Source organism: Pseudocitrobacter sp. 2023LY-00077, assembly GCF_055796175.1.
Genome location: NZ_JBSPEI010000027.1, coordinates 18,254 through 28,450, shown reverse-complemented (window position 1 = coordinate 28,450; position 10,197 = coordinate 18,254). Strand labels below are relative to the sequence as shown.

The window sequence follows — 10,197 nt, the reverse complement described above, 5'->3', positions numbered from 1 at the left end:
CTATGGCCCTGGTACGAGCGCTGAACAAAATGACGAAAGCAGGTATGCCTGAAAGCGTGCGTATTGCCTGAAAACACAACCCGCTACGGGGGAGACTTACCCGAAATCTGATTTATTCAACAAAGCCATGTAAGCATCAAGTTCCTTACCCTGAATGACTTTATCGTCTGCATTGCGACTGCGTGGGGTCTTAGCCATTATTATTTCTCTCTATACGTTTCTGTTCAATAAAGAAAAGATCAGCTAGGGTTTTTGGGGTTTTGCCAATTAGCATTTGTTTATTAATTCGCTCAATAACTTTATATAATGGGTTGTTCAGATCATCAGAAAACAGGGAAACCAGTTTTTTCTCGCCTTGAACCTTTATAGCATCAGCTTCAAGAGCCTCGAGCACGATGAGAGCTTCTTCCTGTTCTTTTAAAGCCAGCATGAAGCCTGGATTCACTATAGTCAACTTACGGAGTTGAATGATTTCTTTTCGCTTGTTTGATAAACGTCGTGATGCTTCTTCCGCTTCGCCAAGACGACCTGTAAGAGTGAAGTAGCCACAAGGTAGACCAGACTGACACTTAAGCGCATGAGGACAACCCCAGCGAGCTACATCTCTCGTACAGGCTCCAAATCCAAGAGGATGCAGTTTTGCATGGCGTTGAAGCAGTGATTTCGCCTTATCAGCCAAATTTTGTTGTACTAACTTGTCATGTGCACGTTTTAGTTCAGGCAGAAACTTATCGGACATTGTGCCAGTTATATAGTCCACAACCTCAGCAGTTGTTTCACCAAAAGTCTGCATGTTCTGCTTCAGATTATGCTCGGTATTGAGCTCAGGATTTATCATTAGTGAGGTTGTTAATTTAACGTTTCCAACACCTGTGTTTTTTACCGTCTTGGAAGACCGTGATAGAGCTGCCATTCTGCGGCTAACCTCAGTTCTGGGGGAGGGTAGGTTGACCGGAATGCAGGGCTTCTGCTGCGTAGTAAAGAGTGATAGCTGGAAACTCTTCGTGAGAGCTTGATTGTTCTCATCATAAGCCTTTTCCAGCATATTGATTGCTAGAGAAGCGGTCTGATAGGACTGTGATTCGGCCTGATGCTGATAGTGTTTATTCTGGGTGATATCAACACGCCCCATTAGGATGGCCTGAATATGATCCGTCACTCCAGCGATTGCCAAGAATGTATTTATGTTATGTCTCGGTACATGCTTTTTGATAATGACACGGGACCCATCATCTTCAAAAAGATTAAAGTGATCAAAGATAGATTTTCGGTTTTGTGTTCCGCCTAACCAAGCTTCTATTGAGTTTTCATCAAGTGGGAAAATATGTTGCAATGAAACAAAATCTTTACCAATTCCAAATGCACCTTCCGGCATGATGAACATCAGGTCTTCATAATTGAAGTGTTCCCAGTCACCATTGTTTTTGGCTGAAATTATGCACTGGTGCCCAGGCTCAAAGTTTTTTGCTTGAGCGTAACGCTGATAGACATAATCATTCAACTGTTCTTTAGTGAAGTACCAGCTGTTCTTCTGTTTATGAACGGGTATTACCTTAGGTTTATGTCCGCTAAAGTTCGCAATGGAATTCCGAATACTCTTTCCAAGATCATTCCTGGAGCCACCAGAACCACTAAACATGATGTCTTCAAGATAATTTTGCTCAATCCATTCATCAGGAAAATCAGCGATCTTACCTGGGAGCATATTAGTGAAATTAGAATCTCTGAAGCCCTGAATCGTTTTACGGAACCCAGAGGTCAATTCTCGAACAGATTTATAAATCATCTCAACGACAGAATAAGTGCTTGGCGCCAGCCAATGGATCCGCCATCCAGCCTTTTTTGCACCAAGATACTCAATACCCAACCTGTAAGTAGGCCAGTCTTGATCTATTGCGTGCTGACGTTTATCTTTATCCGTAATTTCTCGCTTAACCAAAGAAGTCATTTTCAGCAACATTATTTCCTGGAAACGGAAACCGCAAATAATTGTGAGTAACAACATATTGTAAAAGATACGCTGATAACTATTCTCAGCTAAAGCGATCAACTCAATAACACACATAAATGCACGGATTGATATGAGTCTTTCATCATCAGTTTGATCAGGGGTGGCTTCTTGCGCTTTCTTCCTTTCTTTAGTGCTGTTAGAACCATTTCGATAAGGATACTTATTTTTGACTTCAATATTAACTAAGAAAAGATCATATTGACGTAGTAAAGCAATGGCCTTTACTGCAATATCGCAATAGTCACTGACATTATCAGGACTGTCAGAATTCTCATGATGCCGCTCCATCGCTGCATGAATAATATCGGAAGTCAGATACATTGGATGCGTTTGACCTGTTTTATTTACCATTTCCCAATACCAGCGCTTCATGACCTGTAATGGTTTGTCTAGTGTAGAACCTGATGGTAATCCGCCAATGATACACACCAGATGCATGTGATAAGCTCGCATAAAATCCTGAAATTCCGAAGAAATATTCATTTGTGAGAGCCCCTTAATACGACTAGAAACTTCGTCCCACTTAAAGCCGCGATCTTTTGTTTCTTTAAGCCATGCAACACCTTTCTCACCAAAACGCCAGGAACCGGCATTCCACTCCAGTTGTCCAACAGCATTGTAGGCAACAAGACGCTCTTCAAATTTTGCTTTATATTTCTCTATATAAATAAGAAGATTATCCGCCTGTTTATTACGTATTGTTATTTGTGTAGTCATCGATTAAATAGTCCTCCGGCCTTTGCCATTTCAATGCGAGCCATAACCTGATTTACATGCTCTTTCCGCCGCACTAATTCCTTGAGAAGTGGATGATTTAAAATGCCAGCATCATCGGCAACATCACGAACATTTTGGATTTCATCATTCAGCGAAAGAAATACTTTTTTGTGGTTTCCATCTATAAATGGTTTGAAATACAGGCAACCGTAACATCCACGACCCTGTGCAAAGGGGCAAATGTCTTCTTCATAATTACATCCACCGAGATGGTAATGAAGTTGCCCACCAATTGACCCTGCAACATTGCGACCTTCCCATTCGCTGCTGTGAACTAAATTCCCAGTCAACATGAGTGCCATCATGTTCTTAAACACAGGGTTGCGACCCAAAGCTGCCTCACGAATATCAGCCAGCTCAGGGGTGGCTGCAATGTATCGATCTGCAACAACATAAGAGGATTGTCCCAATATATAAGCTATCTCAGGAGCACTGGCACCACTCATTGCCATTGAGTGACCAACGTTGTGACGAAAGAGGCTTGCGGTATATACAGGTAGTTGATAATCATCGTTTTTTACTGCCTCCTGAATCTCTTGTGGTGAAAATCTGAAAAGCATTTTCTTTAATGACGCTTCCACCATCTTCATTGAAGATACTATGATGGAAAACATCGGGTCGGTATCACCAATTCCAACTAGGTACTTATACAGTAAGATTAACTTTCCAAGTTCTTCCGGAATTGCAACTCGAACTCGATCGATAGTTAGTTTTGACTTTTTGGCATATGGCACAAGTACTGAATAACGCATCCCGTACTTATTCTCGGTATCAACGATAAAATCGCCTCCGGAAAGTTTACCGATCTGTACAGGTCTGGCCCCAATGTAATAAACTATGCCAATAATAATGCAGTCCCGTAATGTATCAATTTTAATGGTTTTCCTTACAGTTTCCAGATGAATGTTTTTATTTTCTTCAACATCAATTTTTGGACATAGCTTAGATGCCCAACGTTGAATGCCATTTTCTATCATTAGGCATACTTCTTCTGGTATAACGAGGTCTAGGTTTTGGTAGCGAGCCCAGTTATTGTTCCTAGGGCGTGGCACTTCCAGCAATAGATCTTCCAGCTCATCACTGTCATCCTTACTTTCGAAGAATCCATTACGATCAAGTTTTCGTAATGCATAGAGGGTGTAATAGAACTGACTGCTGTCTGAGTGATTTCGCTCAGTCTTCGCAACTAGCATTTGCATTTTTTCAATAAGGCTTTCGCGAGTGATAACCTCAATTTGTTTGAAAGTTGTTGCGACAAACTGAGCAAATTTATCAGCAACACTTGCCGAGTTCTCATTAATGTACGCGATCGTTAAGTATTTCAAGAGCTTGAGTGAAACTGGTGATAAATCACAAAAGTATTTACCAGTAGAGAATAATATAGCCAAATTATTACCTGAGAATCTGTAACGCCAATCATCATGTAGATATAAATATCGGTCATCAAATTCTGTTGCACTTATTAAAAACAATCGTTTAGGGAGCTGAATATTTTCAATCCATTCAAGCTGTTCTTTTGTAAAGTGAAGGGGATGGGTTTTAAAAAAACCACCCCCGGTGATACCGCTCTCAGTTGAATAGATCTTTGAATGTGAAGTCTTCGTCATAAACATTATCTTCTAGCAAGTTGGAGGTTTTTCTTTGCGAAATGTTTGTTTCTGGGGAAGCTAAATGCATATCTGAATGTTTCGTACGCTTATAGTTGCTCTGGTTACTCACCACTTCAATAAACCGCTTGGCATATCTTAATGGAACTTTACTGGTCAGTGACCAGCCGCCTAAAGCACGAAGTTGTTCAATAGCTGGTTCAAGTACTCCATTCATCCTTGCTCGAATACCATAGTCTTGCGCCAGTATTAGTGATTCACTCAGGAGACTATTGTAAATAAACTCAAGAGTGATATTAGCCCAAGTATGCCGCCCAACGTGTGGTGTTATATTAACCATATTATTAATATTTTTATTACTTTTCGTACGATAATGAGGGAATAGGGCAATGAATGCCGGATCAATTTTTTCCTTATAAAATGTTCGAATTGCATCGTAAGTTAATGGAGTTAACCTACCTGAGCCTTTAATAAAAACAAACTCATGGTCAACAATTTTTTTCTCTTCAAATAATGGGGACCGATATTGCTCCATATAAATGGTAAACATAATGAAGTCATCTTCGGTTAGTTCGATTTGTCGCTGTGAATGCTCAGTCTTGAGTGAAGGTTGTTGTTTCCTTGGGTCAACTACATCATCTGGTAGATTTTGTACAATCAGGATGAAACGAATGTTACCTCGTGAGTCTGGAAGGGTTGGCCCCACGCAATCCTTCATCAACAATTGAACTTCACCAACACGTAAGCCATAGTTAAACATTAACCGGTGAATAAGGTAGTTACGGTATTGTTGAAATCCTGAATCGAATGGGTTTTGGGGATTAACCACGGCCGTGAATAGTTCGCCGGTCTCGATATCTGAAAATTCAGGAGTGGAGGGGATTAACATGTTCGTTAGTTCGATACTTTGCTGGCTGGTGATACTTTTGTATCGGTGAGCTGGTTCGTTCCTGGATACTTCAACTCTATTGAAGACCTTAATTCTGGCAGCGAGATCTCTATGGTTCGCCTGGTTAATCTGGTGAGCTTCAGTAGGTGACATATCTTGGTATGCCAGATTCATATATCTATAGTTGAGATACTTAAGGAATCGGCCAACGTTTCTGACGTGGTTACCATAGGTGGACTTGTTGGTTCTGGAGAGTGCCGAATGTAAAAACCCGTTAGAGATTATGTCGGTCTCGTCACTCAGGTGCTGCTTCCCGAGCAGATAAGTAAAGAAGCCATCAAGCTCCCTGATAAAACAGGAGATATTGTAGCCAGACCGATAGAAATCGTAGTCAAATGTTTGTTTATGCTTCTTATAGTAATAGACGTAAAAGAAACGCAGCGAACACAAAATGTTTTCTTGAGTCCCTAGGCTTTTCTTGCTCAGTTCATTCATTCCATAAATTGTGGCGAACATGACCGGTAGGGTAGTCACATCATCAACTATGAGATGAGTTCTCTGGTTGTTCCTCGATAAATGTAAGATGGTATATGCCATGAACTTAGCGGATGCCCCGTAATTTTTGTGTTATGAAGTCATCGTAAGTCCACAACTAAACTTTGGCAACTGACTGATTCATCGGTAAGTTCCTGAAAGAGAGGGACTCATGAACTTAAGAGCAAACCCACCATATTTAACATAATATACATTATGCGCACTAACGTTGTAGTAGCAAAGTTGTAATGTCCGCTCTGGGCTAAGTTAAGATGTCCGGCGTGTATAATCAAGTAAGGATTACCATGACGGCTCTCGCAGCGGAGTTTTTCACTTTGGATGAAGTTAACCGACTCAAGATAATTCAGGACGTCATCGATCGGCGTCTGACAACACAGATGGCAGCTCAGCGGCTTGGGATATCCGACCGTCAGTGCCGCCGTCTTCTTGCGCGTTATCGTGAAGCTGGTCCACTTGGAATGACCAGCCGTCGCCGTGGTAAAGCAAGCAACCATCAGTTGCCTCAGGGGCTGGCTGCTTACGCGCTCAATATTATTCGAGAACGCTATAACGATTTCGGCCCGACGCTGGCCTGTGAAAAGCTGTCTGAGGTTCATGGCGTACATCTTTCCAAAGAGACTGTGCGTAAGCTGATGACTCAGGCCAGTCTGTGGGTCCCACGTAAGCAACGTGCGCCAAAAATTCAGCAGCCTCGTTACCGTCGTGCCTGTGCCGGTGAACTCATACAAATCGACGGCTGTGATCATCACTGGTTTGAAAACCGGGGACCTAAGTGTACGGCACTGGTTTACGTTGACGATGCAACCAGTCGTTTAATGCAGCTTCGTTTCGTGAAATCTGAGTCAACTTTCACCTATTTTGAAGCGACCCGTGGTTATATCGAAAAACATGGTAAACCGCTGGCACTGTACAGCGACAAAGCCAGTGTATTCAGGATCAACAATAAAAATGCAACCGGCGGCGACGGCGATACACAGTTTGGCCGTGCGATGCACGAACTGAACATTCAGACCATCTGTGCAGAAACCAGCGCAGCAAAAGGTCGTGTTGAGCGGGCGCATCTGACCCTCCAGGACAGACTGGTCAAGGAACTCAGGCTTCAGGGCATCAGCACCATAGAAGCTGCAAACGCATTTGCCGAAGAGTTCATGAACGATTACAACCGACGTTTCTCAAAAGCGCCTCGCCAGGAGTTCGATGTTCACCGGGAACTGGATGTCGATGATGATCTAGATATGGTGTTTACTTGGCGTGAAGCCCGCCGCGTGTCGAAATCACTCACGGTGCAGTACGACAAAGTGCTTTATCTGATTGAAGACAGCGAATTCAGTCGTCGGGCGATTGGTAAATACATCGATGTCTGGCATTACCCTGACGGACATAAGGAGCTCCGGCTTAATGGCGTATCACTTCCCTACTCCACCTATGACAAACTGTCTCAAATCGATCAGGGTGCTATTGTGGACAATAAACGTCTTGGCCGTGCGCTGGAAATAGCACAACTGGTGCAGGCCGAACGGGATAATAACCGGTCACAATCAGTGCCATCCGGCGACGGCCCTTCACGCAGGCGCAAAGCCCCTACGACGAAGAAATCCCAGCGTTCTTTGGATCAGGACGATATGTTCAATGCACTTGTAAAACTTCAGACAAGATCTGAGGAGATTTTTGGTGTACGCAACCAGAAATGATGTTCTGATACGAACATTTCAATGGTTAATATATAGAATGGAGATGGGTAGATGATAACGTTTTCTATGGATGAAAGTGGCTATACGGGTTATGACTTACTTCACAAAGAGCAAAAATTCCAAGGCGCGTCATCAATACTAATAAACCATGATGATGCCAGTCGTCTGATAAAAGAATATTTCCCCAAACTTCAAGCTGATGAATTGAAGTATAGTTCACTGAAAAGAAGAGATTCCAACCGCAAGCCCTTATTTGAATTGCAAAAGCATCTCTTATCTAATTACCCATGTATAACATGTGTAGGTGATAAACGTTTTTTACTAATTCTTATGTTCATCGATTATGCTGTTGAACCATTTTATTATGATTTTGGGATTAATCTTTATGAGGATGGCGGTAACTTCTCAATGGCGTCAATGGTGTATTACGTTGGATCAGCGTATTATGGCTCTGCCTTTGATGATATTCTGCTTCAGTTTCAAAATGCAATGAAAGAAAAAAAATTAGATTCAGTGAATTTGCTAATAAGTAAAATAAGGAAGCTTGACTGGCAAAGGTTAAAAGAGTTCTTTGGTCCTTTGGCATTTAACCACCCAGATTGTATTGATGCCATCATGACTGATGGAATTAGTACTGATGCCTCATTTACTATTTTAAATGCATTAATTTCTCGTACAGAAATGATGTCCTCTGGAGAGTATGCGATTGAGCATGATCGTTCTAAAAATCTACTAACTTACAATGAACGCCTTAACTATTTGATCAATTGTGATAAGGAAGGAGAGTTTAAGCATTCCGAAATAGCAACTATCTCATTCCCTCTAAACCTTAAAAAAGTCTATCAAATTGATTCGAAAGAAAGCCCAAGCGTACAGTTGTGTGATGTTCTTATAGGTGCATGTATTGAATCAGTTTATCAATTAATGGACTCTAAGGAGCTAAATGAAAGTTCCGTTCTTTCACTTTATCAAGATAGCCAGTTAATCCATTTTATACCTGATATAGATTTTGAAGGACAGAAAAAATTTAGGAAAGGCAGTCAGAGTGAGGAGTATCTTACGTTTATTCAAAATGAAATCTACTCTAGTAAACCTTAAAAACAAGAAAGTTCTGAAGATCAGAACCTTATCGCACCACCAGACATAGAAATGATTCGTGAAGCTATTTTATACAGAACCAAAAACACAAAGGCCAAAACAGTCATGATATCTAATACCATAGGCATTACCTCCACTAACGTATTCAAAACAAACGCTTTATACCCGCATCAGTCCGTAGACAGGCATCTGTTCGTCAGTTTGTGGATTTCTATGGGTGGTGAGACCGGGTAGCGACATCATACCTGTTTTCTTAGAAGCTGGTCAATATAGCTGATCGTATGAAATTCACGTTCGATTTTCATACAAACATTTGGCAACTGTTCGATAAGAAAGTTTTCATCGAAGCGATCTAAAAGGTACGTGAGAGTAATAGTATCAATTTTATTCAATTTTCTATGTAAAACTGAAGAACGCCTCACAATATCGTTTTTTCTTAACTCTTGAATAACATCGGTCAAAATAGGGTTGAATAGCTCCTCTTCTGGAAAGGACTTGTAAATTTTCGAATCAATAATTTGAGAAGGATCTAAACGGTTAATTAAATTATCGCTACTAACTATGTAACACTTATCAAATATCAAGCCTTCCGTTTTGCAACGGTCTAAATTACAAGCGTTTATTATACATTCTTTAAATACAACATGCCGCAGGCTCCCGCCTCTGAAAAGGACTCCTCTTAATAAAGAGGATTGAAAAAGACTGCCAGTAAAGTTACACCATTTCAATGAAGTTCCAATAAAAGACGTGTTCGTGAATTTTGACTGAAAAAAATTAGAATGGTAACTGTGTGTTTTATTAAAATTTTTATTTATAAAGTTCCGATTCGCAACATCATGATTATTGTAGCTGAAAGCATTTTTGTTTTTCTTATTCCTTGCCATATTTATGCCTCACACTTTATAAGTATAATGATATTCCCACGAATTGCTTTCACTGTGAAGTTCTTACTGACCATGCAAAGCAGTTGATGGACATCTGAACTTAGCCTTGACAGAAATGTAACAGCAAAAAAAGAAAAGCGTAAATGCAACGCTTTTCTTCTAAAGCAACTTATCATTACCCATTAGGCAGGATTAAAACCATCGGGCGAGCTAGGGGAAGGAGACAGATTCCCTGATAGCTCGTCAATTTTCAGGTTTGCCATGCCCAATTTTGAGACTTTAAAGCTTGATCGAGTAGCATTACGTTCGGCTTCAACCTCGAACGTCACCTGAGTCTGTAACGCTGATAAATCTTCGTCTTCAACCAAATCATATTCAGTATTCCAGACATCAACAACAGAAGATGGTGTGTATTGCTTTCCCTTTTCTTGCTCTAACTTTACGATGCTCGCCGCCAAAGAGCGGACTAAAGCACGATTGACTATATCCACGATTTATATCCTCGCTTAGTTAGTTCGGTAAGGTTGAAATGTCTACAGCATCACAGGTATGGGGACTCATAGGACAAATTCAAGATGTTGAGGTGATTTTTCTTATATGCACAGTTACTTCATTTAAAGGACATTTGAACTTTGCCCCACCACGGACATCTCTACTTAGCCTTGACAAACGTCAAGTAGCGAGG

At 41.0% G+C, this 10,197-nt stretch carries 7 protein-coding genes; 2 read left to right on the top strand and 5 right to left on the bottom strand.

Features of this window, described 5'->3' with window-relative positions; all coding sequences use genetic code 11:
- Window positions 1-190: 190 nt before the first annotated feature.
- From ACWWFX_RS23200 to ACWWFX_RS23190, 3 genes are read right to left on the bottom strand one after another with little or no spacing between them, the layout of a single operon-like run.
- Window positions 191-2,728, bottom strand: a complete 2,538-nt coding sequence (locus ACWWFX_RS23200; protein WP_000211440.1) for a hypothetical protein — start codon at window positions 2,726-2,728, stop codon at window positions 191-193.
- Window positions 2,725-4,395: an integrase gene (locus ACWWFX_RS23195; protein WP_000169430.1), complete on the bottom strand. Its 1,671-nt coding sequence runs from the start codon at window positions 4,393-4,395 to the stop codon at window positions 2,725-2,727. The genes ACWWFX_RS23200 and ACWWFX_RS23195 overlap by 4 nt, the downstream gene beginning before the upstream one ends.
- Window positions 4,358-5,779: a site-specific integrase gene (locus tag ACWWFX_RS23190; protein WP_223438329.1), complete on the bottom strand. Its 1,422-nt coding sequence runs from the start codon at window positions 5,777-5,779 to the stop codon at window positions 4,358-4,360. The genes ACWWFX_RS23195 and ACWWFX_RS23190 overlap by 38 nt, the downstream gene beginning before the upstream one ends.
- A 344-nt stretch (window positions 5,780-6,123) precedes the next feature.
- Between ACWWFX_RS23190 and ACWWFX_RS23185 the strand changes: the two genes are divergently transcribed.
- Both ACWWFX_RS23185 and ACWWFX_RS23180 read left to right on the top strand, forming a co-directional pair.
- Window positions 6,124-7,530 (top strand): ISNCY family transposase, encoded by a 1,407-nt coding sequence (locus ACWWFX_RS23185; protein ID WP_058806043.1) that lies wholly within the window; start codon window positions 6,124-6,126, stop codon window positions 7,528-7,530.
- Window positions 7,531-7,581: 51 nt separating this feature from the next.
- Window positions 7,582-8,628, top strand: coding sequence for a DUF3800 domain-containing protein (locus ACWWFX_RS23180; RefSeq protein WP_058806044.1), 1,047 nt, complete (start codon window positions 7,582-7,584; stop codon window positions 8,626-8,628).
- Between the two features lie 239 nt (window positions 8,629-8,867).
- Here ACWWFX_RS23180 and ACWWFX_RS23175 read toward each other — a convergent pair whose 3' ends face one another.
- Complete coding sequence (locus ACWWFX_RS23175; RefSeq protein ID WP_058806045.1) at window positions 8,868-9,512, bottom strand: pentapeptide repeat-containing protein; 645 nt, start codon at window positions 9,510-9,512, stop codon at window positions 8,868-8,870.
- 182 nt (window positions 9,513-9,694) lie between these two features.
- Entirely contained in the window at window positions 9,695-10,003 is a 309-nt protein-coding gene (locus ACWWFX_RS23170) for a hypothetical protein (protein WP_058806046.1), read from the bottom strand.
- Window positions 10,004-10,197: the final 194 nt, after the last annotated feature.